The sequence below is a fragment of the Priestia sp. KCTC 13724 genome, assembly GCF_056820425.1.
Map to the genome: position 1 here is coordinate 1 of NZ_JBXDLD010000156.1, position 26,435 is coordinate 26,435.

Consider the following 26,435-nt stretch of genomic DNA (forward strand, 5'->3'; position numbering starts at 1 on the left):
GGCTCAGAGCTTTCATTCTAAACCAGGTTTGCGTATTTGTCTTTTTTATTTTATAAGATGGAAATATTTTGAACTGAATTTACTCATTATCAGCATGGTATTAAAATTGAGTATAAAGAAGTAGAAACAACAAAAATTCAGGAGCAGCTAGCATTGGACGGGCCTGCCGGAACAGCTCCAGACGTTGTAACAATTCCTCATGATAACATCGGTCCAGCTGTTACAAAAGGGTTGCTTGCAGAGTTGACAACTACTTCAGATGAGACAACATCTCGCTTTAGTGAATCATCAATTGATGCAATGACGTTTGACGGCAAGCTTTACGGTTTACCAAAAGCAACGGAAACGCCAGTACTTGTGTATAATAAAGCGTTTATGAAAGAGGCTCCAAAAACAATGGACGAACTTAAAGCCTTTTCAGAAGACTTCACAAAAGACGGGAAGTATGGCTTTTTAGCGCTACTGGATAACTATTACTTTGCACATGGTTTCCTAAGTGGTTACGGTGGTTACGTATTCGGTGAAAAAGACGGTTCATTTGATACAAAAGACTTGGGTGTCAACAATGCTGAAGCGGTTGAAGCAGTTGACTACATCAACACTTGGTACCAAGACAAGCTGTTACCGAATGGTATTATTGGAGAAAATGGTGGTAGCGCATTAGACGGTCTATTTAACGAAGGTAAAGTAGCTTCTGTTATGAATGGTGCATGGTCTTTCCAAGGCTATAAAGCAGCGGGAATTGATATTGGTGCCGCTCCAATGCCAAAGTTACCAAACGGTGAACCAGTTAAAACGTTTATGGGTGTAAAAGGTTGGAACGTTACATCATTCTCAACTAATAAAGAATGGGCTGAAAAATTTATTGACCATATCACAAACGATGAGAATGCAAAGAAACGCTTTGAGTTAACACAAGAAATTCCACCAAATACAGCATTGCTTGAAGATCCAATTATTAAAGACAATGAGTTAGCTTCTGCAGTTGCTATGCAATCTCAAGATGCAGTACCGATGCCGTCAATTCCTGAAATGTCAGAAGTTTGGGCTCCGATGCAAAGCGCAGTTCAAACCGTTATCACGGGTAAAGCAGATTCTAAAAAAGCTCTAGATGAAGCACGTAAAACAATTGAAGAAAACATCAAAGCAAACCACAGCGGTAAATAAATCAATCTGTTTAAGGAAAGAAGTACCTTTGATTCTTCAGGGGTACTCTTTCCTTACTAATAAGGCAAGCGTTTGCGCTATGAAAAGACTTACTGTTTTGCTTATTTAGAATGAAAAGGAGAGGCCATACATGGAGCTAAAATATGCTGAAAATCAGCCCGAGCAAACATTTCAAGGTAGCAACCATCGTAAAATAGCGTTAGGATTATCAATCATCCCCGGGTTAGGTCAGCTATATAATCGTCAAATTCTAAAAGGAATGTTGTTTCTTTTACTTACTATTTCCTTCGTTGTTGTATTTAAAGATTTTTTGAACATTGGTTTATGGGGACTTGTGACACTTGGTGAAGTGCTGCCGCGAGACCATTCAATCTTTTTGCTAGTATACGGAATCTTGTCCGTTATTTTACTCGTGTTTGCACTCGGGTTTTATGTTTTTAACTTACGTGATGCCTATAAAAACGGAGAGAAGCGTGATTTAGGACTACGTATCAGTACGGTAAAAGAGCAATATCACAATTTACTAGATAACGGATTTCCGTATCTCATGATTTCACCAGGTTTTGTTCTTCTTGTTTTTGTTGTCATTTTTCCAATTTTGTTTGTTATTTTATTAGCATTTACAAACTATGATCTCTACCACTCACCGCCAGCAAAGCTTGTCGATTGGGTAGGATTTAAGAACTTTATTGATATGGCAACGGTGCCAATTTGGCGAGAAACGTTTATCAGCGTGTTTGCATGGACGTTAATTTGGACATTTGGCGCAACAACCCTTCAAGTAGCATTGGGCATCTTTTTAGCGATTTTAATTAATCAAAAAGATTTAAAAGGGAAAGCAATTATTCGTACTGTATTTATTTTACCTTGGGCAGTACCAGGCTTTGTTTCCATCCTAGTGTTTGCAGGAATGTTTAACGAGACCTTCGGAGCGATTAATAATGACATCCTCGCTTTTTTAGGAATTGAAGGAATAAATTGGATGACGGAACCGCTTTGGAGCCGAGTGGCTTTAATTATGATCCAGACATGGTTAGGATTTCCATTTATCTTCGCGATGACAACAGGTGTGCTTCAATCAATTCCAGAGGAGTTGTACGAAGCGGCAACTGTAGATGGGGCAACGGCTGTTCAAAAATTCATGAAAATTACGTTACCGCTTGTTCTTTTTGCAACGGCACCAATTTTAATTACCCAGTACACGTTTAACTTTAACAACTTTAACGTGATTTACTTATTTAATGCTGGTGGACCTGCGGTATCAGGTCAAACAGCTGGAAGTACAGATATTCTAATATCATGGATTTATAAGCTGACGATGACGACTCAGCAATATGGAAAAGCTGCAGCCATTACAATGTTATTGTCAGTGATTGTTATCACTGTGGCGCTATGGCAATTTAAGCGCACAAAATCATTCCAAGAAGAGGATATGATGTAACTATGAGTATAAAAACAAAAAAAACCATTCGTCTCACTTTATCATACGCAGTTGTACTAGTTATGTTTGCCATTATCTTATATCCAATTCTTTGGATTATTGGTTCGTCTTTAAATCCCGGAGATAGCCTGTCTGGTTCAAAAATGTTTCCGGAAAATGCTACGTTCAAGCACTATGCAGCTCTATTTGATACGAGCCAAAGTAATTATTTAATTTGGTATGCGAACTCGTTGAAAATTAGTATCTCAACAATGATTTTATCTCTTATTTTAGTTAGCCTAACTGCCTATTCATTTTCTCGCTATCGATTTGTTGGAAGAAAAAATGGATTATTAACGTTTTTGGTGTTACAAATGATTCCAAACTTTGCAGCATTAATTGCTATTTTTGTGCTTGCGACGGTTACAAAGTTAATTGATACACACCTTGGGTTAATTTTAATCTATGTAGGTGGAGCTATTCCAATGAATACATGGTTAATGAAAGGGTATTTAGATACGATTCCAAAAGAGCTAGATGAGTCCGCAAAGATGGACGGAGCTGGGCATCTTCGTATCTTTTTCCAAATCGTTATGCCATTAGCCAAACCAATCATTGCTGTTATTGCATTATTTACGTTTACAGCTCCGTTTGGAGATTTCATTTTAGCAAAGGTATTGCTTCGTTCAGGCGAAAATTACACGCTGGCAGTTGGTTTATATGATATGATTTCAAGACAATTCGGAAATCAGTTTACAGCTTTTGCGGCAGGATCTGTACTCATTGCCGTTCCGATTGCTCTTTTATTCCTAGTTTGTCAAAAGTACTTTATCTCAGGCTTAACAGCCGGAGGGACAAAGGGATAATTATATGAATCTTAATCGTATAGGAATGCACAGCTTCCTTATATGAACATCAACACAAATAAACAGGCACAGTGAAATGTGCCTGTTTATTTGTGTGCATCTTGTAAAAAGGAATAGCATGCTTTTTCAAACGCTGCGACGCTGTTTGAGAGCTGCCACTTTTCAGCTTCTTGCTGTCCGTTAACTTTTAACTTCGCAAGTAGGGCAGAATCTTGAATTAAGCGGCTAATATCTTTCCCAAGTCGATTTTTATAGCGATAAGACATTAAGCAGGTTTCTTCATGACGACCGTATTCGGTATTCCCACCTGCATAGACACATACGATTGCAGCACCACATTTCATTGCTTCAAGCCCCGGTAAAACAGCTGTTTCATAAATGGACGAAGTAACAAAAATATCTGCTCGGTTGTAATAAGCGCACAGTTCATAGTCATCTTTTGGAGAATAAAATAAAAAGCCTTCCTTATTTCGCAAGTCTTGTAGAGTAGGAGACTGAGCAAACTCATTTGGTGGACAAATCAGGTTAATTCGTACACTTGGAAACTGTTTTTTGACAACCTTTAGTTGCTCAATTAAATAATCCTGATCCCGCTGCCAAGAATATCCGCCTTCTGGTATTCTCACAATAGCAGAGATGGTGAACGGTTTTCTTTTATTAGAGAGTGAAAGCTTTGAAAAGTTAGGGTTGACATAAATAGGAATATGTTCACCTTTAATCCCATGAAGTAACGAGATTAATTCTTGCTGATACCGTGAGATGACAAGCAAATAGGGTGTTGTATTGTAAGACTGAAAAGAAACGCTTTGTTCAGGAAGAAACACGGGCTCGTAGCATAAGCTAAAGCGCGCGTGAACGCCTTTTCCTTGAGCGCTTGCAGCTGCAGCAGACGGAACGGTTGAGTAGAAGTTTGAGATAATTAAGTCACTGTTGGGATAGTCTTGCTCCGTTATCACAGCACCAGGAGTCCTTGTAATCTTTGCTTTTACGTCATACTCTATGTCACCTTGTGGAGGCATTAAAATGGTTACATTATGCCCTAAATCAACAAGGCCGTTACTAATATCAGCAAGCATGCGCTGAGCGCCACCTTTGCACAGCGTTAAAATAGGAAACGTAATGTTTAAAGGCGTATTTAAAGATTGAGTTGTTAAAGAGTTAGCCTGAGCAGATGAATTCTTTTCAAGATTTACCATGTTGGCTAACACGGGACGATGAGCTTCTTGAACTGCTTTTACTTCAAGATCAATTTCCGACGTATGTTTTTTTGTTCCCATCTCATCATGCACGCGGTAGTGAACAAGCGGTTCATTAAGGTAATAAAACTCATAAGCAGGAACGCAGCGCAGCCAGTAATCATAATCTTGGGTAAATCGAAGAGCTTCATTAAATAAGCCAAGCGTAGTGAATACCTCCATTTTCATCATGATTGTACAGCCGTTAATGCTACACCCAATTTGAAGGTGCTCAATAAAATCTAACTTCCGGTCAAAATAAACGCCTGCTAAAGGCACAGTTACTTCGCTATTGTTATTAATAAGTGCATAGTTTGAATGACTAATATAAGCGTTATATGCTTTCATAAAGTTTAGCTGCTTTTCTACTTTATCATGAACAAACAAATCATCCGAGCTAAGCCATGCAAAATATTCGCCCGTTGCGTGCTGAATACCCATGTTTAAAGCGCTGGCAGTTCCTCCGTTTTGCTTTTCTACATAGCGAATTTGATTTAAATAAGGCGTGATTTTTTCAGTATGCATCGTTGATCCGTCATTTACTACAACCACTTCGATGTTTGGGTACGTTTGTCCAAGTGCGCTTTCAATTGCCTGATTAACATAGGAACAATTATAAAAAGGAATAATAATTGATACTTTTTCCATTTTAAATCCCTTCTTTCTTTCATGCTTAAAATGAAAGGCTTGTTATAAAATTTGAAAGAATAAAACAGTTGAAAAATAGTTTTATTGCCCAAGCACTTTTAGACAAAATTCATATAATAAAATGTAAATATATTTTAATTTAGGGAGAGAATAAATTGAGACCTATTGATGACTTTAGTGCAAGCGTGCCAAGTAACTTTAACAATAGTTTAGATCGAGTCATTCCGACTAGCGGAACTGTTGTTTTAGCTGAATTCGGACTAGCTGTTCCTCGTTCTGGTTCCAATGTTTTGTTAGAAGGGACCGTTGGTATTCGCTCTTTCTTAGGGTTACCAAACATCTTAGTTAATGTGTTACGTGACGGTGGTATTATCGGATCTGTTCAGGTAAGCACGCTGGCAGTAAATGAAATTCGACTTGCTACATTTCAAATTGTAGATGCAAATGCTCCTGTTGGCTATCATGCGTACACGATTACTGCTGAGTTGTTAAATCCGCTCCTAACACAAGCTCGTGTTACCGGTCCTCTAACGTTTACTGGAACTACAATTGGCCCTGTTTCATAATATGAACCTTTCTATTCGTTAACATTTAGCGGACAGAAGGGGTTTTTTAAAGCTGAGAGAGCATTTGTTTAAAGTGAACTGCATATTCCTGCGGTGAAAAATGCTGAATAATATGCGTAATACCTTGATTTCGGATAGTTTCACGCAAAGCTTTATCAGTAAGAAGCTCGATGCCTTCTCTGACTGCTTCCTCAATATTACCTAGGGTGAAAAATTTTCCTGTTTGATTATGAATAATAAAGCTTTTGACACCGTCAGAATCCGTTGATAAAACGGGGCATCTACATACCATGGCTTCTAATACAGCATAGCCGAAACCTTCTACTTTAGAAGTTGAGCATAAAAATCCTCCAGAATCCCCAATGGTTGAAAAATACTCTGCCATTTTGGCATGAGGTTGATTGGCGTAAATAGTTAAATGACTTCTAAGGTTGAGCTGGTCAAGCAAACGCTCAAACGCTTCACGTTCAGTTGGAGTTGAAAGCGTATTGTCTTCGAACATCCAAAGCTTGATATCAGAAGAATGTTTTATAATATCAGCTCCAATGCGAAGGAAATCACGCCAGTTTTTATTATCCTCAAGCCTTCCTACCCATCCGATAATTGGTGTAGGATGCTTTGGTAGCGGTTGATAATGAAATTGCTTTGTATCAAAACAGTTATGAAAGCAAAACTGTGATTTTGAAGAGAAGTATTGCTGAAAAGCATTGATAAGATGAGGGGTGTTAGGATATAGAATGGCATCGCTATAGTTTTTAATATAAGAATGCGCATGCCCTTTCAAATAAGCATTTGTGTACTCTTTATCCGTTCCTAATCCTTGCACTTCATAAATCAAATGCCCCTTATAACCTAAATGTCTCAACCTTTTTAAAAGAAGATAATCTGTATTAACAATAATAGCGTCATAGCGTCCTTTTGAAATAATTTCTTTTATTTTTACATCTTCATTTGTCACAAAGACAGAAGCGTTTACTTTGTTTTGCAGACCAGTTCCAGACTGCGTATATAAAAAATCACATTGGATATCTGATTCAGACAAAGCGTAAAAGCGCTGTCGGTTTAGCGTTTCAACGCCACCGCTTGGAATATAAAACGTAAATAATAGTTTTTTTCTATCTGAGTCTACGGGTGTTACTGTAGTAGGAAAGGATGCTTTAATGACAGGCTGAGCAGTTGTTTCTTTACAAAGTGGCCAGTACCTAATCATATGATCTTCTACATGTTCAATCGTTTTTTTGAAAAAGGCTTGGATAAACGGTTCTGTTCGTACGATGTTCCAAAGCCTAACCTCTTGTAAATCACCTTGGAAGTAGCCATATGAAGGATGGCCACCGAAACAAAAATGTGGAACGATTTTTCTTCGACGGCTTAAAATTCCTTTTTTGATAAATTTTCCATTCATATACAGAGAAGGAATACGATTGTGATAAACGAGTGCAAGGTGCGTCCATTCTTCCACTACACAAGGAAAGACAAGCGTTGGTGTAAAATGATTTTTCCCCACTTCATAAATAGAGATGCCGTTCGTTCCAACGGAAATGGCAACGGACGCTTCAGTATTGTTGAGAACTTGGTCATCATCAGGCGCAATGACAAACGGCTGGTTTTTAAAGGTAGAGATACCTGAGCGAGCCTCGTTTTCAAGAAACTGTTCCTTTGAAGGGCGTACCCAAAATTCAATCGTAAATGTATTCGAAATAGGAACAGAAGTCGGTGGGTCTGCTTTAAGTTGTTCACTACCTGAAAATGATGCGTAAGAAGAGTGAAGCATTGGAAAGGACCTCCTCTTTTTTAAATTTTACATATAAGCATATGTTTCCATTTCATTCATGCTATTTCATACATATATGTTAGAGGGGGCGTTTATGTTCATTTGACATAAAAACTCTCAATAAGCACGGATTTAGTATTGGTTCATACGTTAATGGAAAGGAGGAGTTTAGATAGTGAAAAAAGTATCGATTATTGTACCTTTTTATAACTGTGTCTATATAGATAAAGCTTTGGATAGTTTACTTAAGCAAACATATCTAAACATTGAAATTATTGTTGTTAATGATGGGGCGATTGAACACACTGAAAAGCTTATTCCGTATTTGAATAAGATTGTCTATATTGAAAAGGAAAATGGAGGAACTGCCAGCGCTTTAAATATGGGGCTTAGTCGTGCAACAGGCGATTATATTTGTTGGTTAAGCTCAGACGACGTGTACGCTGAAAATAAAATCAAAAACCAGCTAGCGTTTATGACGGAAACGAACGGTTTTTTCTCTTATACAAATTATCACTTGATAAATCATGTAGGCTCAGTTACGTCAAGAGGCATTGGTATATACTATCCTAATCGAATTCAAATGCTTAAAGAAATGTACAAAGGTAATTTCATTAATGGCTGTACTGTTATGATCAAAAAAGAGGTTTTTGATTACGTAGGCACATTTGATGAAAGTTTAACTTATACGCATGATTATGATATGTGGCTCAGAATTATTAAACAGTTTGTTGTTTACTACATTAATGAGCCACTTCTATACTATAGGGTTCACGAGAAGATGGGAACTATGAAACATGCGCGAACTATTAGAAAGGAAGTAAAGCGTGTCAAAGCTACTCATAAAAGTTCAATACAGCAAGTGATTGCACAAGAACAAGCTAAATAAAACCAGCACTGTTTCAGAATCCAAAACAGTGCTTATTGCTGTGTTAATTAGGGACATGTTTACAATGACTTGATTGGAACTCTTTTCGCGGACTAATATAGGGTCCCTCGAGTGGAACCATTTTAACACGACTGTTGGTCACTTGTTACGGGGTTTATTGGAAATAATATATTTACAGTTCTTGTAACTGATGCACAAGGTGTGAATACGCTCTCTGAAATTATAATTATCATTCTTGCATCAAATGGAAAAACAACATCACCAGATGGCCAGTTAACGACTAATTAAGGTGGGAACTCTACCTCTTCACAAGTTATTACAGTTACTCCGGTAAACGATACGTCCATTGTACTAAGCTATAAGATTACAACAAACGAAGATACGGCTATTATATCTACAGTAAGTACTACAGATATTGAAGAAAATATCCTTGCGTATTCGTTACTCGTTACACCAACGAATGGAACAGCGGCTGTGAATTTAGACGGAACGTTCACGTACATGCCAAATCTAAATTTCTTCGTAGGAACAGATTCGGTTGTGGTAAGCGTACCCACTAGTGCTGGTGTAACATCCGCTGTAACAATCACCTTTATCGTCCAACGCGGTATCAGTTTTAGGTGTTCAATTATTCTCTAAAGAATTCTCAAAAATCCTTTTGTATAGTACGCTATACAAAAGGGTTTTTTAAGAGGAGGCTCGTCATGAGGGAAATAAAGGTAGTGCCGTACAAAACAGAATGGCAAAATCAATATGAAATAGAAAAACGATTATTAGAAGCGATTTTTGGTGCCGAAATTCTTAGTATTCATCATATCGGCAGCACGTCCGTACCTGGCTTAGCAGCAAAGCCGATAATTGATATTTTAGTTGAAGTTAAACAAATTTCGTTGATTCATACATATAATAATGAAATGGTAAAGATGGGCTATGAGTGTAAAGGAGAAAATGGAATAGAAGGAAGACGGTATTTTCAAAAAGGAGAAGATAGAACTCATCATGTTCACATGTATGAACAAGACCATTCCGAAGTGGGTAGACATTTGCGATTTAGAGATTACTTAAGGAAACACCCGGATGAGGCATGGGAGTATGCATGTTTAAAACAAGAGCTAGCTAAAAAGTATCAATACAGTCCAGCAGAATACGTAGAAGGAAAAACTTCTTTTATACAAATGATTGATCAGAAAGCGCTTAGAAAGTAAAGGACTTTATCTTTTATATCAAAACAAAATCGTGTACAATAACCTTTGTTAGTAAAAGTGAAGGAGAGTGCCCGCTTGAAGCCCGTTATTAAACAAACTCAGGTTTCGAACAGCCGAAGAAAAAAAATGATGTGGATTGGAAGTTTTTCATTAATTTTGCTAGTGATTGTACTATGTATAGCAATTTCAATTTATGTAGGTCTTAGCTTGACCAAAAAAGAGCGACAGCCTGTAACAGAAAATCCAAGTACGTATGGTTTAACATATCGCGATGAAGCATTTACAAGTAGAGATGGAGAAACGGAGCTTAAAGGGTGGATGATGGAGCCACAAAGTTCTCCGAAAGCTACTATTATTATGTCTCATGGCTACGGAGGAAATCGTCATGATTTAAATGGAGGCTTTCTTCCTTTGAGTAAAAGTTTAATAGAAGCTGGATATCGAGTGGTGACCTTCGATTTTCGAAATGCTGGAGAATCACAAGGAGATCAAACGACAATTGGTGTAAAAGAACAGCTGGATTTACTGGGAGTCATTGATCGAGTGAAGGAAGAAACAGATGAGCCCATTGTTCTATACGGAATTTCAATGGGAGCAGCAACATCACTGTTAGCAGCTGGTCAAGAAGAAGCTGTCCAGGCAGTCATTGCGGACAGTCCGTTTAGTGATTTAAAAACTTATCTCGAGGATAATCTATCAGTATGGTCAAAGCTTCCAGACTTTCCGTTTACGCCACTTACGCTAGCAACAGTTCCGTATATTGCTGATTTAAATCCTGAAGATGCAAGTCCAATACAAGCAGTTGAAGAAATTTATCCTCGTCCTATCTTATTTATCCACAGTAACGGAGATACGGCTATTCCGTATACAGAAAGTCAAAAGATGGTCAAAACACACCCCGATGAATTTGAGCTTTGGGTGCCTAAAGATGTACCGCATGTAAAAGGGTATAGTGAATATCCTACTGAATATGTGAAAAGGGTGACGGAGTTTTTGGATCAATCTTTATCCCTTCAATAACAGCCTTTGAGTGAAAGCTCAAAGGCTGTTATTTTTGTTTATTCAGATGATAAAGGAGCTTGAATTGTGCCATCTTCTACGAGCTCAAGATAGAGATTACGAAGGATATACGTTTTGAAAACCTCAAGCTTTCTTCCCTCAATCTTTGTCACGTTTACTGCTTTTAGTTCTTTAATAAACCAGCCTTTAGAATAAAGATGAGCCATATAAGTTCCCTCCGTAATTAGAATAGAAATGCTTTTATTATCTATGCTGCAGAGTGCTTGAACTATGTGATGAGAAACCGAAAAAGTTTTTTTGAGAAAAAGTGATCCAAGCACAAGAATTGTCCGTTTAGCTAGTAAGAACAACTTATTTAAAAAAATTTAAAAGAAGGTGATCCAAACTGATAATGAATTCGTTAGGTAAGTAACGAACGCACTTAGAATAAAAAATTCAAAAGAGTGTGATCCAAATTTAAACTTCATTCGTTAGGCAAGTAACGAAGATAGGTCACAGTCAAAAAAGAAAAAAATTTTTAGGAAAAAGTGATCTAAGAATAAAAAAATTTCGTTACGAAAATGTAGAAGAAAAAAACAAAACTAGAGGAGAGTGTTTTTAAATGAAAATCAGCAAAAAATTAATAGCCCCAGTACTAGGTGCATCACTTCTTGTTCCCACGATGGTAAGCGCAGCAGAACCGGCACAAATGCAGCCGACAGTTGTGACACCAGCAGCAGATTTACGTTCCACTCTTGATCAGCTATTGTCTGAACATTTCGTTTTAGCAGTAACTGCAATGACGAAAGCTTAAATCTATCCGAACTATTGAAGGTTACCTTTAATAAGTCGATTAAACCATCATCTTTTATGGTAATAAATCCAACGATATACGTTTGGATAGTGGCGACGAACGTAACATCTTGTTCTAAGCGATTTATCCAGCCTGCTTGACCTGACCAGATATCAAGCTGCTCAGTTGAATAGTGCTCGCGGTTAATCGTTTTAATCGTTTGTTGAAACAAATCTAATGAAATATCTGCATCAGCTTATTAAGCGAGTTGAGTCGCTAGAAGCAGCGAAAATGAAAGAAGATAAAGTAAACGAAAATCTTTGAGAAGCGTATTGGAAGTCCTGTACGCTTTTTTAATGGGCATTTCTTGGTTTTATTATCTTATTTTTCGGAATAAAAAAAGTTTTTTAGGGAATTGATAAAAATATGAAACTTTTTCTAATTTGTTACGTTTAATAAAGTAGTAGAAAAAGGGGGGATGAACGTGGCACCAACGAAAACAACGTATCTAAGAGATTTATGCTTAATGTATCAAGAGGCAAGTTTTTATGCAACATCCATTCCACGTTCATGCGAAAAAGCGGCCGTAAAATATTTTCAAATGAAAAAGCAAGAAAAGGTAATTGCATACTTAGATACGTCTTTAATCGGATTTTATGGTAAGAGAGGATTTTACTTAACGACCGACGGACTTTATTGGAAGTGTTGGCGTAAAAAGAAAGGATCGATAAGCTGGAATGAGTTTCAACAGCTTACATCTATCTCCCTCAGAGGAGAACAAATTATCTGCTTTAATGATAAAGAGATTTTTCACCTAAATGAAAATGCATATTCTGCTAAGAAGTTAGTGGACTTATTGCAAAAAATTCAGCAGCTATTGTGTCACCATTCACACGAATTTATGTGCAGAGAACATACATATCCATCAATTTCGTTAGAAGAATTAACATCGATTTGCGCATCTTTTCAAGAGAATAACCCGCTACTAAAAGCAGAGCAAGTGTTGGCAACAACAGATCAGTTAGGCATAGAAATGACCAAGGAAATTAAAAACCGCTTACCCGTAGCCAAAACAAATCACATTGTTGCGCATTTAAGTACATATCCCCATCAAAAAACCGAAGGAATTACGATATGTGCAGAGGGAATTTATTTTTCAAAGTCGTTTACAACGCTCTACTATCCATGGAACCTCTTTCGATATGTTCCAATATCAGTAGGGGCTGAGGAGCTTCGAGTGGCCAATAAGTACTCGTTATCATTAAATCATGCGTTTATGTCAAGTGGTGAAGTGATGTCATTCTTAAAACAAATTAAGCGCCATATTCACAAAACCTATGAAAAAGACAATACGAGAAAAATTGATAAACAAACGTTAAGTCTATTTGTATAAGCTAGCAATTAGCCATGTGAAGGAAAATTTCTTTAATTGAAGCTGGCAGATGAAGGTTACAATATAGTTCATAGATTGAATCGGCGTTATGGTCATATGAAGCCCAATATTTCTTTTCCTTTTTCAGGTAAATAGAAAAAGAAATAACTTGCTGTTTGGTTTGACTTGTTTTTAAGGAGATATGAATAACCGGGTTAGTAATCGTATATTCAGTATAAAGCTCTTCTGGAAAATGCTCTATAGCAGTGAGCTCACTATGCTTAATAATGTTCGCTAGTTCAATAAGTTTCATCAGTTCACCTCTATCGATTTACTCGTTTGTATCCTATACCTATTGAAGAAACTTTAAAAATAGACTCTTTTTTTATAAGAAGAGTGAACTTGGCTAGTTGACGTTTTGTCTGAATACAAATAAAATTCATATAAAGAAGTAATTCCCTCATTTAGAGATTAAAAGAGTTTGGAAGTGACAGGGGGTCGTCATGTTGGCGAATGTAGTGGTAGACCAGCGGAAGGTTTATATTGATGAGCTAACCGTAGTTGGGGTTCCAATTCGTACAACGGATCGGGCAGAAGAAAAAGGAACGGGGACAATTCCAGCCCATTGGGACATGTTTTACAAGCAACAAATGGCAAATAAAATTGCTAATAAGGTAACTGGAAAGATGTTTGCGTTATATACAGATTATGAAGCGTCGAATCCGATTGAATTTACGTTTGCACTTGGATATGAGGTCACACCAGGTGGAGAGTTAAGAGAAGAAATGCGAGAGTTTACTATTCCTGCTGGTGAATATATGGTGTTTACAACTGCTATCGGTCCGGCGAAGAAAGTAGTTTTAGATGCTTGGTCGTATATATGGGAGTGGTCGAATAGAAACGAGCGAGCGTTCGTTTTGGATTTTGAGCTATATGATGAGCGCTGCATTGACCCTAATTTCAGTCAGGTTGATATTTACGTCTCGATAAAATCGTAGTCGTTTTAAATGTCTAAAGGAGTAAAGTTGTGATTAGCAATGATTTATTACAAGCGTTAAAGGATGGGTATAAACAAAGAATTAAATGGGTATTTGCCGTTCAGCTTACTTTGTTTTTAGTTGTTGCTACTTTGCTTATTATCAGCTTCATAACAAAGTTTACCGTAAGTCAGCTTAGCTTTATTTTAGCCTGTGTAAGTGCAAGCTCATTTCTTTCTGCAATCGAACATATTATTTTAAAACGAGAGAAGTGGCAGTGGACATTTGAATTCATTCTTTCACTTTTCTTTTTAGGCCTTGCTTTGTTTTTCTTTCTTCATTAATAAAAAGAGGCTGAGACATAAGTAGTTCAGCCTCTACTATACCTGACCGATTGAGAGTTCATAACTTTTAATCGGTCAGGTTTTTTGTTGATTGGGAAAAACCAGTTTGGAAACAGGGTGGAATGGAGCGTAGGACACTCGACTCCTGCGAGAAAGAGAGGGAAAACGGAGATCCCGCAGCGCAGCGAGGAGCTCAGGTTCCTCCCCGCGGAAAGCGAGTGGCCGTAGCACAATGGAACGAACGTGTTCAGACGAACCAACGAGATGGGAACAGCTAGTGTTCGTCTTTTAGAAGCAATCATTGTGTTATGTCCGACCCTCTTTTTTAGCTTGCTTTTGATTGGCGTCTAAGAGGAGAAATATGTCCATAAGTGAACGTACGCCATAGCCATTCCATAGGGCCAAACTGAAACGAGTTAAACCACGCTTTGCTCCATGCTGCTTGAGCAATAAAGATCACGATGGCAATTGCTGTACCCAAGCTCAAACTAACGTGATTGTATAAGTTGAAAATGTTAAATAAAGTAAAACAGATAACGGTTTGCGCCAAATAATTAGTTAAAGCCATGCGACCGACAAATTGAAGCCAGCTAAGTCGCTTTTTCCAAGCATCTAACTGCAGTAATCGAGTTAAAGTAGCCATATAGAAAAAGCAAAGAGAAAATCCACTTAGGTTTTTAAAGAGATCAGTAGCAGCCGATTTGTACACACCGACATCCCATAGGCCTTGCAGTAATAAAAATAAGCATATAACAAAAGGGATGCTTAGGGTACCGGTTACTATCTGCACCTTTTTAATAAAAGGAGCGTAAGCAGAACCTTCAAAAATCCCTTTTTTCCCAGCATATAAGCCGAACAAAAAGAACGCAAACACGGGTATTAGCGTAAATGGAATATTAATCAAAATTGGAATGACCTCAACTTTTATTCGGTAAGAAAGCCATTCTAGGTAAGGAGCGCTTTCATACATATAAATGTATGTGGGCAGCACATCATCTGCATTTCCTAGTCCAAGTTCGTCCATCATATCAACTGGAATGAAAAAAGTCATGGATAGAAGAGCTAAATAAATAGCTAACAGACTGAAAGCCCATTTAATGAGAGTTTTAGGCATGCGGTTATAAAAAGCTACTAATAAAAAGCCTCCAACTGCGTAAAGGTGTAGAATGTCTCCAAACCATAAAAAAATTAAATGAAGCAACCCAATGATTAATAGAATAGAAGCTCTTCTAAAAAATAAGCTTTTCATCCGTAATCCCTTTGCTTCAGCTCGCTTCATAAACAAATAGAAACCTACTCCAAATAAAAATGAAAAAATGGTAAAAAATTTAACTTGAACAAAAAGCTGCAGAAATGCATATACAACTGCGTCTAGGCCTCCATAGGGTACGTCTACACTGTATAGCTGATTGATGAAATTAGGTGAATGAAAAGCGGGCATATTTACGAGCAAAATGCCAAATAGCGCAAAACCTCGAATGACATCTAACATAATGATTCGCTCACTTGGTTTAACCGGTGAACCTTTCAATCATGATTCAACTCCTTTTCAATTAATAATGTAGCGCAAAAGTCTACGGTTTTACATAACAATATGGCTATCTTATCATGAACAAATAAAAAAAATGACAAAATATCCATTGAAAATGATAAAAAAGTTTCACAACTAAAAAGTGCGCAACTATGGATAATAATGGTATGATAAGAAAGAAGATATTATGAAAGGTGGAGAAAAGATGAAAACAGCACTTGTTTTAGGCGGTACACGTTTTTTTGGCACGAATCTCGTTGAAGAATTGCTCGCGAAAAAAGTACAGGTTACCATTGCAAACCGTGGACAGCGTGAAGATTCGTTTGGTGATCGAGTAGAACGAATTAAGTTGGATCGCGTTGAGAAACAATCCATTATAGAAGCAACACGCGGGCGCAAGTGGGATGTGGTTTTTGATCAAATTTGCTATTCATCTCATGGCGCTTTAGTAGCTGTAGACGCTTTTCGAGATAGTACAAACCACTATGTACTAACATCTACCTTATCTGTATATGGCTCTTCAAAAGAACATTTTCACGAAGAAGATTTTGATCCATATACGTACCCAATATCGTATGCTAGAAAAGAAAATATCTCTTATCAAGAAGGAAAGCGACAAGCTGAAGCCGTACTCTTTCAAAAAGCACCTTTTTCAGTAACTGCTGTACGCATTCCGATTGTATTAGGTGATAATGATTATACGAATCGTCTTCGCTTTCATATTGATAAGGTGATGCATCAAGAAGAAATAGGTTTTCCTGATATTGATGCACAGCTCAATTTTATTTCACGAGAAGAAGCCGGAGCGTTTTTAGCATGGTGCGGAGAGCAAAAGCTAAAAGGACCGATTAATGCATGCTCTAACGGCGTCATTTCGCTAAAAGAGTTAATGAGTTTAATAGAAACTGAAACAAACCAGCAGGCGAAAATTACGAAAAGAGTAACGGATGAGAACGCATCACCTTATGGGCTAGATCATTCGTGGACCATGAGCAATGAAAAGGCTAGTTTTTGGGGATATGAATTCTCTGATGTGCGCCAATGGCTGCCGCCTTTAATTAAGAAAAAAGTAGCTGAAGCAAAAATTGTTCCGTTATATTAAGAAAAGACTGCGGGTTCGTAGTCTTTTTTTGATGAGCAAAATGATGTTAACATACCAACAGTGGCGTTATACTAGAAGTAATTATAATGAAGGAAGTGGGACAAAGTGGCGAAGTGTCATTTTCATTTAAACGCAAATTGGCCAGGAGGACGCAATGAAGTAGGCGAAATTCATTCTGGTCAGTTAAAAACACAAATCTCAATCCCACCAGAAATGGATGGACCTGGAATCGGTACAAATCCTGATGAAATGCTGCTTGGAGCAGCTGCAACATGCTATATTATTACGCTTGCTGCAATGCTTGAAAGAAGCGGTATTTCGCAAGCAGCTCTTACAATGGATTCAGAAGCAGTCGTGGACGTCACCAAAGGTGTGTTTACCTATGAAAAAATCATTCACCGTCCACATGTTGTGTTAGATTCAAAGGATATGGAGAAAAAAAGTCGCGTGCAGCGCCTCATGGAAAAAGCAGAGACCTCCTGCATGATTTCACGAGCAATTCAAGGGAACGTAAAAATTGAATTAGAAGGTACGATAGAAGAAAAAGAAGCTTAATTCAATGTAAGCTTCTTTTTTTCGTTTGACGAGCAAAACTATGACTGAAAGAAATGAGAGTTATAGCGTCTAGTTATTATATCTAAAATTTAATTTTAGGCAATTAATTTGTATGGATAGTTGTGTGATAACCAATCATTAAGACTTATTTTGATAAGTAATTCACTTTACTTATAAAGCGCTTTCAAAAAGTCGTAAGACTATTAAAAAAGTAAAAAAAATTAAAGAAATATAGCGATTTCATTTTGATTGACAGGCTTAACAGTGGTAAAATAGAGACAGATATCAAATACAAGTACTGGAAGAACATCCAGCTTGTAAAGATGTCTGACCATAAGGCAATCAGTATTTTGAAAATGCGAAATCAATCACTTTTAGTACTTTAATTCTAGTAAGACATTAAAAGTTGAATAAAGATTTCACTTATTATAACTCGTTGGGGGTTTTTAAATGGGTAACGAAACGTCAAACAGAGGTGAGCCTTGGAAAGGGTTTTTGGGCCCAAACTATGGCTATGTATTAGAACAGTATGAGTTATATGAAGAAAAGTCGGATTTAGTAGATCCAGAACTAAAAGAACTATTTGATTATTGGGGTGCACCGCCATTGCTTGATAGCAGCTATGCTGAAGCGGGAGATACACAGCCTGTTCCAGCAGCTAATACGGCTAAGATTGCCGCTGCCATTAAGCTAGCAGAAAATATTCGTGCATACGGTCATTTATATGCATCAATCAAACCGTTAGAAAGCGGTAAGAAAGATCCTGTGCTTCTACATCTAGAAGACTATGGATTATCAAAGGAAGATTTAAAAGCAGTACCGGTTGAAATTCTTTGCGCAAATGCGCCTGCACATGTAAAGGATGGTCTGGCTGCAATTGAGTATTTAACCGATGTATACACGAAGACAATGGCGTTTGAATTCCATCATGTACATAACATGGAGGAGAATAAGTGGCTTACTGAAATGGTGGAGTCAGGAGCAATTTTTCAACCTCTTTCTGATGAAAAGCGTATTTCAGTATTAAAGCGTCTAACGGAAGTAGAAGGATTTGAGCAATTTCTACATCGTACATTTGTCGGACAAAAACGATTCTCAATTGAAGGCGTAGATATGCTTATTCCATTAATTGATGAGCTAGTTGCACGCTCTGTCGAAAAAAGTCCGAAAACAGTTAATATTGGAATGGCGCACCGCGGACGTCTAAATGTGTTAGCACACGTATTAGGCAAGCCGTATGAAATGATTTTTGCTGAGTTCCAACATTCACCGAATAAAGAGCTTGTACCATCTGAGGGTTCAATCGGCATTAACTATGGTTGGACAGGAGACGTAAAATATCACTTAGGTGCAGATAAGCAAATTAAAGCTGAAAACACAGTTCGAGCTCGTTTGACATTGGCAAGTAACCCGAGTCATTTGGAATTCGTTAATCCAGTTGTGGAAGGGTTTACAAGAGCTGCTCAGGACGATCGCCAAACAAACGGTTATCCAAAGCAAGACATCACGAAATCTTTTGCGATTCTAATTCACGGTGACGCAGCGTTTCCAGGTGAAGGAATTGTTCAAGAAACGCTAAACTTAAATCAGCTTTCTGGGTACCAAACGGGTGGAACTATTCATATTATCGCTAACAATATGATTGGATTTACAACGGAAAGCGTAGACTCTCGTTCAACGAAATACGCGAGCGATCTAGCAAAAGGATTCGAAATTCCGATTGTCCATGTAAACGCAGACGATCCAGAAGCATGTCTGGCAGCGGCTTACTTTGCATATGAGTATCGTCGCCGCTTTAATAAAGACTTTTTAATTGATCTGATTGGATATCGTCGATTTGGCCACAATGAAATGGATGAGCCATTTGTAACGCAGCCGAAGATGTATGAAATTATTACAAAGCGTCCAACGGTTCGTGCGCTTTATGCTGAACAATTGGAGAAAGCACAAGTTGTTACTAAAGAACAAGTGAATGAAATCAGTGAGCAACTTCAAAAGAAATTGCAGACTGCTTATGATAAAGTACCACCAAAAGCAGAAAAGCGTCATCAAATTATGGAAATGCCAAAAGCAGTATTTAATGGTATTCCAACTTTAGATACGTCTGTGCCAAAAGAAGAGCTTTTAGAAATTAACCGAGAACTTGTGACGTATCCAGAAGATTTTAAGGTATTTCCAAAGTTAGACCGTATTTTGTCAAAACGTGCGAAAGCGTTTGAAGAAAATGGTAAAGCAGACTGGTCACTAGGTGAAGCATTTGCATTTGCAAGCATTTTACGTGACGGTACGCCAATTCGTATCACAGGACAAGACTCAGAACGTGGAACATTCGCTCATCGTCACCTTGTATTGCATGACTATGAGACAGGGGATGTATACTCACCACTGCACACAATGAAGAACGTAAGCGCTTCCTTTGATATTCGTAACAGTCCTCTTTCTGAAGGGTCAGTGTTAGGATTTGATTATGGGTATAATGTGTTTGCACCAGAAACACTTGTGATTTGGGAAGCTCAGTTCGGAGACTTTGCAAATGCTGGTCAGGTTATCATTGATCAATTCATTTCAGCAGGTCGCGCGAAGTGGGGACAAAAATCAGGTATGGTTCTCTTACTTCCACACGGACATGAAGGCCAAGGGCCAGAACATTCAAGCGCAAGATTAGAACGTTTCTTACAGCTAGCTGCTGAAAATAACTGGACGGTGGCAAACGTAACGAGCGCGGCGCAATATTTCCACTTATTACGTCGTCAAGCGGCTGTTTTGAAAAAAGAAGAGGTGCGTCCACTTGTTGTAATGGCGCCAAAAAGCTTGCTTCGAAGTGCGTTTAGCGTATCAAATATGGAAGAGTTCACAAACGGTTCTTTCCGCTTAGTTGTCGAACAACCAAACTTAGGTGAAAAAACAGAAGAAGTTGAGCGTATCGTTTTATGCAGCGGTAAAATTAGCGGAGATTTAACAGATCGCATCCAAAAATCTGATAAGTCGCTAGATTGGTTACATGTACTACGCCTTGAGCAGATCTATCCATTCCCAAGACGAGTTGTAGCTGATTTATTTGCTAAATATCCAAACTTAAAAGAAATTGCGTGGATGCAAGAAGAGCCTGAGAATATGGGTGCATGGAATTATGTTGAGTCTAAGCTTCGCGAAGTAGCACCTGAAGGCGTGAGCGTTGATTACATTGGACGCAGAAGACGTTCAAGCCCAGCAGAAGGAGACCCAACCACTCATAGACAAGAGCAAGAGCGTATATTACAAGAAGCATTAACGAAAACACAAATCGCTAATGATGTAGTGACACGATAAGGAAGGGGAATGAACAATGGGAGAAATTAAAGTACCGGAATTAGCAGAATCAATTTCAGAGGGAACAGTAGCACAGTGGCTTAAGCAGGTAGGAGACTTTGTTGAAAAAGGCGACTATATCGTTGAATTAGAAACTGACAAAGTAAACGTTGAGATTACAGCGGAAGATTCAGGCGTACTAACGGAGCTTCTAGCAGGTGAAGGAGATACGGTTCAAGTGGGGGAAACAATTGCTCGCTTAGCAGCCGATGGTCAAGCGCCAGCGCCAAAAGCAGAAGTGAAGGAAGAAGTAAAAGTGGAAGAGCCTGTTCAACAAAAAGAAGCAAAAGAAGAGGTAGCACCTGCGGCAGAAGCGAAGGAAGAGGTTCCGCAAAAGCAGTGGTTAATTGCATCTCCAGCTGCGCGTAAAGCTGCAAGAGAGCGAGGCATTAAGCTTGACGAAGTGCCAACGGCAGATCCGTTAGGCCGCGTTCGCAAGCATGATATCGATTCATTTGCTAGCCAAAAAACAGCAGAGCAAAAAGCTGATGCAAAAGCTCAAAGTGCTCGTCAATCTAAGCCGGTACCTTCTCCAACAGTAAGTGAGAACAGTGATAAACCAGTTGAACGTGTACGCATGTCACGCCGTCGTCAAACGATTGCAAATCGCTTAGTTGAAGTACAGCAAACGGCTGCGATGTTAACAACATTTAACGAAGTTGATATGACAGCTGTTATGGAACTTCGTAAGCGTCGTAAAGACAAATTCTTTGAACAGCATGATGTAAAACTTGGCTTTATGTCATTCTTTACAAAAGCCGTTGTAGCAGCGCTGAAAAAGTATCCATTATTAAATGCTGAAATTCAAGGCAACGAGCTTGTTATTAAAAAGTTCTATGATATCGGTATTGCCGTATCTGCGCCGGATGGGCTTGTTGTACCAGTTGTTCGTGATGCAGACCGCAAAACATTTGCAGGTATTGAAGGAAGTATCCTTGAGCTTGGGAAAAAAGCGCGTGACAATAAGCTAGCTCTAGGTGACCTGCAGGGAGGAACATTTACGATTACAAACGGTGGAGTATTCGGTTCATTAATGTCAACGCCAATCTTAAATGGTCCACAAGTAGGGATTCTAGGAATGCACAAAATACAGACTCGTCCAGTTGCAATTGACGAAGACCGTATTGAAAACCGTCCAATGATGTATATTGCCTTATCTTATGATCACCGCATTGTTGATGGAAAAGAAGCCGTTGGTTTCCTAGTAACAGTGAAAGAACTGTTAGAAGATCCAGAAACATTATTATTAGAAGGTTAATGAAAAACGAGGCTGGGACATAAGTATTTTAGTCAATGATCTATCCGAACTATTGAGAGTTAACGACTCTTTTATAGTTCGGATTTTTTGTTGATAATGAAGCGCTAGAGACATACTCTGATGTTTTTTTGACAATTCTGTAAAAAATAAAAACCCAGTTGACTTATAGGAATTATAGGTGTATTATATAAATAATCAATCTTGTCAGAAAATTTGAGCGTAAAGGGTGAAGAATAATGGAACGTTATGATGTTATTCAAGGAGCGGAAGCTTTTTATCATAAAGGGAATGAAGTTGGTATTTTAGTCTCTCACGGATTTATGGGAACGCCACAAAGCATGGAACATATCGGCCAAGGCTTGGCAGCTAAAGGCTATACGGTTTATGGAATTCGTCTAACGGGCCATGGAACTCACTATCGAGATATTGAACAGGCAACCTATGAAAATTGGAAAGCAGACTTTTTAGAAGGCTATCGCTTTTTAAAAGAAAGATGTGAGCACGTCTTCATCCTAGGGCAATCGATGGGCGGAACGTTAACCTTTCATACCGCAAGTCAAGGATTAGACCTGTCAGGCGTAATTGCTATTAACCCAGCAATGAATTCAATTCCTTCAATGGAAGCTTACAGAAATGCACATACACTTCGCTATGTAAAAGAAGATAAGCCGGATATCAAAGATCCTAACGTACATGAAATTACGTATGATAAGGTACCCGTTCGTTCAATGCGCGAGCTATTATCTTTAATGGATGAAGCGGAGGAACGCTTATCTTACGTAACGTGCCCAGCGCTAGTTTTAACATCCACAGTCGATCATGTTGTACCACCAAGCAACTCAGCTTATATTCTGGAGCATATTCGTTCAAAAACAGCTCATCAAGTTATGCTTCCTAATTCGTATCATGTAGCGTCCATGGACTATGATAAAGACCAAATTATTCAACATACGGCACGTTTTGTTAAAGCGACAGTTGCGAAAAAAAAAGCAGTTGGGGTAAAATGAACGAAGGGCAAAGTTAACGTCCAATCGTTCAAAAGGAGAGACCAAATATGATTCATTTAGAGTGGAATGATCGTCCAACCATCAAACAAGTAAAATGTGTACATACGAATGCGAAAAAGTACATGGTAGAAAACGTGCTAACAGCAGGAAAAGTATACGATGTAAAAAATGAAACGGAAGAGTTTTACTTTGTAGTCGATAACACAGGTCAAGTTGGTGGCTTTTACAAAGAATATTTTGAAGCGTAAGATGCAAACCACTGCGGATGCGGTGGTTTTTTTATGAGTGTGTGTCAACGCATCTAAGTATCTAAAAAAACTATATTCTAAATAATAAACATAAAGTAAAACCAGCAGCTAAGAACAAGTGTATGCTGTAGGTAGCTACTCCGAGAGAAAATAAAGAAGGCGTCTTTTATTCTTAAATTAATATTGGTATGATATAGAAGCAATCTCAAATGAAATCGGAGTGTTTAAGGTGGAAGAAAAAGAAGGTTTATATGCCAATATTGATCTGGACAAAGTATATGAATACAAAGATCTCCCTGATAAAGTTGCGGGTCGCTGCGACAACTGCGAGAGCGTTCATTTTAAAAGTAGTGTAGGAGAAGGGAAATTTTTGCGAGAATGCGTTAGCTGTGGCATGAAAAAGAATATTTAAGCGTTAAAAGCGTCGTACGTAGAAAAGAGATGGCTCATGAAGCTGTTTCTTTTTTTGTATAAAAAACAGAAGTGTATTTATTTATTTATTTATTTTGAGCATAAAGTCTTATTAAAAGATGACAAAAACACCTATTAATTTAACCTATTTTCTATATAATGGTATAAGTGAACGTACAATCGCGTATTTGTTTAGATTAAGAGAGAAGAGGAGGCGAAAACCTAAATGGCGAATGAGCATGAACTATTTCCAGAGAAGCGAAACCAAGATGAGCCAAAGGTTAAGGTAGAACGAAAAGAAGGAGAGCCAACTTCAGCTTTTAAAGGAGCATCTTGGGGAGCGCTACTGATTGGAGTTGTAGCTTACTTGGTTGGATTATTTAACGCAACGATGGAGCTAAATGAAAAAGGCTACTATTTTGCTGTTTTAGTATTTGGACTTTATTCAGCGGTATCTCTTCAAAAAGCCGTTCGAGACAAAGAGGAAGATATCCCTGTTACAGGTATTTATTATGGAATTAGCTGGTTTGCACTTATTGTATCGATTTCATTAATGGTTATTGGTTTATATAACGCAGGGAGTATTACGCTAAGCGAAAAAGGCTTCTACGGCATGTCATTTGTGTTGAGCTTGTTTGCAGTAGTGACAATTCAAAAAAATATTCGAGATACGCAACGAGCAAAAGAGCGAGATTAATAGCTCTTTTGCGTACATAGAACCCTCTACTTTTTATTTTGAAAGTGGAGGTTTTTTTATACAAATAATTACATTTAACCCTTTAATTATGATATTATCTTAATATACTATAGCTTGCTAAAGGGGAATTTAAATGAGTTATGAGGGTTTAATAGGTGTCATTCTTCTTTTTATACTTTACTTTTCAACTAGCCATTACTATTTGAAAAAGAGGTTAAATATTCAAGAAAAGCGTGTAAGTCTGTTTTCCAAAGATAGAAAGAGGCTGTATAGGGTGATTGAAGGTATCATAGTAGTATTGTTCATTTATTTTCTTGGTGTTGTCACGTTTTCAGAGAGAAGCGATGAGTTTCCCATCTGGATTCGAGCACTGCCAGTGTGTGGCTTTTTTATTTTAGTAGATACTTTGCGAGGAATTGAGCATTGGATGACTGATAAAGAGTCAAAGAGCTATGTTTATGAATTCCTTGGAGTAGTATTTATGCTAGCACTGCTTGTTATCATATCTTTATAATTATTTAGAAAAGTCGGAAGTATACAATTTGTTAAAAGGGGCTAAAGCTGGATTGACCAATTTTAAAACTATAGTAAAATCAAAAAAGTGACAGCGCGCATGCTGTCGCTTTTTTTGTGAGCGTTTTAATTAGAAGGAGGATGTTTATGTACGCGTTAAAACCATATCGCTTTCCGCTCATTTTACTAGCATCTATTTTTGCTGGTGGAGCAGTAGGGTTCTTTGCTGGAGAGAAAGCAGAAGTGTTAAAGCCACTAGGGGACATTTATTTAAACTTAATGTTTATGGTTGTTGTGCCGCTCGTGTTTTTTAGCATTGCAGCAGCCGTATCAAACACTGCGAATATGAATCGCTTTGGAAAAATCATTGGCTCAATGTTTGGCGTTTTTATTTTGACTGGCATTATTTCATCTTTATTAATGCTTTTTGCAGTTAAGGTATTTTTATCAGTTGATGCGTCACCAATTACAATTGAAAAGCCAGATCAGGTAGAAAATATTAATATTGCCGATCAGTTTGTACAAGCATTTACAACGTCTGACTTTGTGGATTTACTGTCTCGTGAACATATGCTTGCACTTATTGTTTTTGCCGTACTTTTAGGATTATCAGCAACTCTAATTGGTGAAGCTGGAAAGCCGTTTGTGAAAGTACTACAATCAGGTTCACAGGTGTTTATGAAAATGGTAACGCTTGTGATGTACGTAGCACCAATTGGGTTATTTGCTTACTTCGCGTCGTTAGTTGGTGTATTTGGTCCTGATTTATTAGGAACGTATGCAAAAGCAGTAGCCGTATATTACCCGGTAGCTCTTTTATACTTCTTTGTTGGCTTTACGCTTTATGCCTTTTTAGCAGGAGGAAAAGAAGGGATCGTTCGTTTTTGGAAAAATATCTTAACGCCAGCGGTTACGGCTTTAGGGACAGGGAGCAGCGTAGCCAGCGTGCCTGTTAACCTAGAGGCAGCTAAACAAACGGGCGTTCCAAAAGATGTGCGAGAAACGGTCATTCCAATTGGAGCAACCGTACATATGGACGGGTCTTGCTTGGCTGCAATCTTAAAAATTTCATTTGCCTTTACGCTATTCGATATGGATTTCAGCGGCATCGATACGTTTGTGAAAGCCGTTGTTGTTGCTATTTTATGTGGTGTTGTCATTGCGGGTCTACCGAGCGGAGGCGCAGTTGGTGAGATGTTGATTTTAACGATGTTTGGCTTGCCAATTGAAGCACTTCCGGTTATGGCCGCGCTAGGCATGATTGTCGATCCACCTGCAACAATGGTGAACGTAACGGGAGATAACGTATCTTCTATGCTTGTGTCACGCATTGTAGAAGGTAAAGGTTGGCTGAAAAAACAAATAGATACAAAGCGAATCGCTTCGTAGCAAACGTGAAAGCGCATCAGCTCAAAGATAGCTGGTGCGCTTTTAGCGTATTACTTGATTCAAGGGTGTTTTTCTTGAATAATAAAAGAGTAAGCATCCTGTAAGAAGAAGTGAGGAGCGA

Annotated in this window: 26 protein-coding genes and 2 pseudogenes; 23 read left to right on the top strand and 5 right to left on the bottom strand. The window is 38.2% G+C overall.

All coding sequences use genetic code 11. The features are described 5' to 3' along the window. Positions 1-90 precede the first annotated feature (90 nt). The 3 genes and pseudogenes from AC1UFB_RS17170 to AC1UFB_RS17180 form a co-directional block, all read left to right on the top strand. Positions 91-1,167 (top strand): annotated as a pseudogene (locus AC1UFB_RS17170) (extracellular solute-binding protein); the annotation flags it as partial. A 130-nt stretch (positions 1,168-1,297) separates the two neighbouring features. Then, entirely contained in the window at positions 1,298-2,608 is a 1,311-nt protein-coding gene (locus AC1UFB_RS17175) for a carbohydrate ABC transporter permease (protein WP_328101856.1), read from the top strand. Positions 2,609-2,610: 2 nt separating this feature from the next. Then, positions 2,611-3,453 carry a sugar ABC transporter permease gene (locus AC1UFB_RS17180; RefSeq protein WP_025910245.1) on the top strand — a complete coding sequence of 281 codons (843 nt, stop codon included), beginning with the start codon at positions 2,611-2,613 and terminating at the stop codon, positions 3,451-3,453. Between the two features lie 86 nt (positions 3,454-3,539). Here AC1UFB_RS17180 and AC1UFB_RS17185 read toward each other — a convergent pair whose 3' ends face one another. Continuing rightward, the gene (locus AC1UFB_RS17185; RefSeq protein WP_482589544.1) at positions 3,540-5,336 is read right to left on the bottom strand and encodes a glycosyltransferase; all 1,797 of its coding nucleotides are present in this window, start codon (positions 5,334-5,336) and stop codon (positions 3,540-3,542) included. A gap of 155 nt (positions 5,337-5,491) precedes the next feature. Between AC1UFB_RS17185 and AC1UFB_RS17190 the strand changes: the two genes are divergently transcribed. Further along, positions 5,492-5,902 carry a hypothetical protein gene (locus tag AC1UFB_RS17190; protein ID WP_163070893.1) on the top strand — a complete coding sequence of 137 codons (411 nt, stop codon included), beginning with the start codon at positions 5,492-5,494 and terminating at the stop codon, positions 5,900-5,902. 46 nt (positions 5,903-5,948) lie between these two features. Here the strand turns inward: AC1UFB_RS17190 and AC1UFB_RS17195 are convergent, their stop codons facing one another. After that, the gene (locus AC1UFB_RS17195) at positions 5,949-7,676 is read right to left on the bottom strand and encodes a glycosyltransferase (RefSeq protein ID WP_482589545.1); all 1,728 of its coding nucleotides are present in this window, start codon (positions 7,674-7,676) and stop codon (positions 5,949-5,951) included. Between the two features lie 175 nt (positions 7,677-7,851). Here AC1UFB_RS17195 and AC1UFB_RS17200 point away from each other — a divergent pair, with 175 nt between their 5' ends. The 4 genes from AC1UFB_RS17200 (at position 7,852) to AC1UFB_RS17215 (ending at position 10,790) form a co-directional block, all read left to right on the top strand. Next, on the top strand, positions 7,852-8,565 hold the full coding sequence (locus tag AC1UFB_RS17200; protein ID WP_482589546.1) for a glycosyltransferase: 714 nt from the start codon (positions 7,852-7,854) through the stop codon (positions 8,563-8,565). 315 nt (positions 8,566-8,880) lie between these two features. Continuing rightward, entirely contained in the window at positions 8,881-9,204 is a 324-nt protein-coding gene (locus tag AC1UFB_RS17205; RefSeq protein ID WP_412760594.1) for an Ig-like domain-containing protein, read from the top strand. 65 nt (positions 9,205-9,269) lie between these two features. Continuing rightward, a complete protein-coding gene (locus AC1UFB_RS17210; RefSeq protein WP_482589548.1) occupies positions 9,270-9,770 on the top strand; it encodes a GrpB family protein in 501 nt (166 codons plus the stop codon). A gap of 75 nt (positions 9,771-9,845) precedes the next feature. Next, positions 9,846-10,790 carry an alpha/beta hydrolase gene (locus AC1UFB_RS17215; RefSeq protein ID WP_025910253.1) on the top strand — a complete coding sequence of 315 codons (945 nt, stop codon included), beginning with the start codon at positions 9,846-9,848 and terminating at the stop codon, positions 10,788-10,790. 38 nt (positions 10,791-10,828) lie between these two features. Here the strand turns inward: AC1UFB_RS17215 and AC1UFB_RS17220 are convergent, their stop codons facing one another. Next, on the bottom strand, positions 10,829-10,996 hold the full coding sequence (locus AC1UFB_RS17220; protein WP_076512373.1) for a YflJ family protein: 168 nt from the start codon (positions 10,994-10,996) through the stop codon (positions 10,829-10,831). 395 nt (positions 10,997-11,391) lie between these two features. Here AC1UFB_RS17220 and AC1UFB_RS17225 point away from each other — a divergent pair. Both AC1UFB_RS17225 and AC1UFB_RS17230 read left to right on the top strand, forming a co-directional pair. Beyond that, positions 11,392-11,580: pseudogene (locus AC1UFB_RS17225) on the top strand (copper amine oxidase); the annotation flags it as partial. 466 nt (positions 11,581-12,046) lie between these two features. Continuing rightward, the gene (locus AC1UFB_RS17230) at positions 12,047-12,955 is read left to right on the top strand and encodes a hypothetical protein (RefSeq protein ID WP_076512371.1); all 909 of its coding nucleotides are present in this window, start codon (positions 12,047-12,049) and stop codon (positions 12,953-12,955) included. A gap of 1 nt (position 12,956) precedes the next feature. Here the strand turns inward: AC1UFB_RS17230 and AC1UFB_RS17235 are convergent, their stop codons facing one another. Further along, a complete protein-coding gene (locus AC1UFB_RS17235) occupies positions 12,957-13,247 on the bottom strand; it encodes a hypothetical protein (RefSeq protein WP_025910259.1) in 291 nt (96 codons plus the stop codon). A gap of 190 nt (positions 13,248-13,437) precedes the next feature. Here AC1UFB_RS17235 and AC1UFB_RS17240 point away from each other — a divergent pair, with 190 nt between their 5' ends. The 3 genes from AC1UFB_RS17240 to AC1UFB_RS17250 all read left to right on the top strand — a co-directional run bounded on the left by AC1UFB_RS17240 (position 13,438) and on the right by AC1UFB_RS17250 (position 14,533). Continuing rightward, entirely contained in the window at positions 13,438-13,932 is a 495-nt protein-coding gene (locus AC1UFB_RS17240; RefSeq protein ID WP_061784859.1) for a GyrI-like domain-containing protein, read from the top strand. 29 nt (positions 13,933-13,961) lie between these two features. Continuing rightward, on the top strand, positions 13,962-14,255 hold the full coding sequence (locus AC1UFB_RS17245) for a hypothetical protein (RefSeq protein WP_025910263.1): 294 nt from the start codon (positions 13,962-13,964) through the stop codon (positions 14,253-14,255). Positions 14,256-14,377: 122 nt separating this feature from the next. Continuing rightward, complete coding sequence (locus AC1UFB_RS17250; protein ID WP_482589549.1) at positions 14,378-14,533, top strand: hypothetical protein; 156 nt, start codon at positions 14,378-14,380, stop codon at positions 14,531-14,533. Between the two features lie 47 nt (positions 14,534-14,580). On the opposite strand, the gene AC1UFB_RS17255 is transcribed toward AC1UFB_RS17250, so the two are convergent. After that, positions 14,581-15,786, bottom strand: a complete 1,206-nt coding sequence (locus tag AC1UFB_RS17255) for a DUF418 domain-containing protein (RefSeq protein WP_100347927.1) — start codon at positions 15,784-15,786, stop codon at positions 14,581-14,583. A 205-nt stretch (positions 15,787-15,991) separates the two neighbouring features. Between AC1UFB_RS17255 and AC1UFB_RS17260 the strand changes: the two genes are divergently transcribed. The 10 genes from AC1UFB_RS17260 (at position 15,992) to AC1UFB_RS17305 (ending at position 26,314) form a co-directional block, all read left to right on the top strand. Then, a complete protein-coding gene (locus AC1UFB_RS17260; RefSeq protein ID WP_025910265.1) occupies positions 15,992-16,888 on the top strand; it encodes an NAD-dependent epimerase/dehydratase family protein in 897 nt (298 codons plus the stop codon). Between the two features lie 105 nt (positions 16,889-16,993). Further along, a complete protein-coding gene (locus AC1UFB_RS17265; protein ID WP_482589550.1) occupies positions 16,994-17,443 on the top strand; it encodes an OsmC family protein in 450 nt (149 codons plus the stop codon). A 450-nt stretch (positions 17,444-17,893) separates the two neighbouring features. Next, positions 17,894-20,752, top strand: a complete 2,859-nt coding sequence (sucA, locus tag AC1UFB_RS17270) for a 2-oxoglutarate dehydrogenase E1 component (protein WP_025910268.1) — start codon at positions 17,894-17,896, stop codon at positions 20,750-20,752. A gap of 16 nt (positions 20,753-20,768) precedes the next feature. Further along, entirely contained in the window at positions 20,769-22,049 is a 1,281-nt protein-coding gene (gene odhB, locus AC1UFB_RS17275; RefSeq protein ID WP_025910269.1) for a 2-oxoglutarate dehydrogenase complex dihydrolipoyllysine-residue succinyltransferase, read from the top strand. A gap of 236 nt (positions 22,050-22,285) precedes the next feature. Continuing rightward, the gene (locus tag AC1UFB_RS17280; RefSeq protein WP_035320890.1) at positions 22,286-23,056 is read left to right on the top strand and encodes an alpha/beta hydrolase; all 771 of its coding nucleotides are present in this window, start codon (positions 22,286-22,288) and stop codon (positions 23,054-23,056) included. Positions 23,057-23,103: 47 nt separating this feature from the next. After that, positions 23,104-23,304, top strand: coding sequence for a DUF6501 family protein (locus AC1UFB_RS17285; protein ID WP_025910272.1), 201 nt, complete (start codon positions 23,104-23,106; stop codon positions 23,302-23,304). A gap of 229 nt (positions 23,305-23,533) precedes the next feature. Continuing rightward, the gene (locus AC1UFB_RS17290) at positions 23,534-23,716 is read left to right on the top strand and encodes a DUF8096 family protein (RefSeq protein ID WP_025910273.1); all 183 of its coding nucleotides are present in this window, start codon (positions 23,534-23,536) and stop codon (positions 23,714-23,716) included. Positions 23,717-23,941: 225 nt separating this feature from the next. Continuing rightward, on the top strand, positions 23,942-24,412 hold the full coding sequence (gene yiaA / locus AC1UFB_RS17295; RefSeq protein ID WP_025910274.1) for an inner membrane protein YiaA: 471 nt from the start codon (positions 23,942-23,944) through the stop codon (positions 24,410-24,412). 133 nt (positions 24,413-24,545) lie between these two features. Continuing rightward, a complete protein-coding gene (locus AC1UFB_RS17300; RefSeq protein WP_061785883.1) occupies positions 24,546-24,926 on the top strand; it encodes a DUF4181 domain-containing protein in 381 nt (126 codons plus the stop codon). 146 nt (positions 24,927-25,072) lie between these two features. Beyond that, positions 25,073-26,314: a dicarboxylate/amino acid:cation symporter gene (locus AC1UFB_RS17305; RefSeq protein ID WP_100347924.1), complete on the top strand. Its 1,242-nt coding sequence runs from the start codon at positions 25,073-25,075 to the stop codon at positions 26,312-26,314. Positions 26,315-26,435 lie beyond the last annotated feature (121 nt).